The sequence below is a fragment of the Pseudomonas sp. LSJ-87 genome (assembly GCF_032971465.1).
Taxonomy (GTDB): Bacteria; Pseudomonadota; Gammaproteobacteria; order Pseudomonadales; family Pseudomonadaceae; genus Aquipseudomonas; species Aquipseudomonas putida_Z.
On the sequence record NZ_JAWJYQ010000127.1, the window covers coordinates 1 to 317 of the forward strand.

A 317-nucleotide genomic window follows, 5' to 3' on the forward strand; every position below is an offset into this window, starting at 1 on the left:
ATTAGGATTCGACGCCGGTAACAAAACTTGAGGGGCATGCCGAGCTGGTAGCAGAACTCGTAAATTCGCTGCTGCAAACTTATAGTTGCCAACGACGACAACTACGCTCTAGCTGCTTAATGCGGCTAGCAGTCGCTAGGGGATGCCTGTAAACCCGAAACGACTGTCAGATAGAACAGGATCGCCGCCAAGTTCGCTGTAGACGTAACGGCTAAAACTCATACAGCTCGCTCCAAGCACCCTGCCACTCGGGCGGCGCGGAGTTAACTCAGTAGAGCTGGCTAAGCATGTAGAACCGATAGCGGAGAGCTGGCGGA

The 317-nt window shown here is 53.6% G+C and carries 1 other RNA gene; it reads left to right on the plus strand.

Annotation, left to right across the window (positions count from 1 at the left end):
- Position 1: 1 nt before the first annotated feature.
- Positions 2–317, plus strand: a transfer-messenger RNA (tmRNA) gene (gene ssrA / locus RYH74_RS26370); the annotation flags it as partial.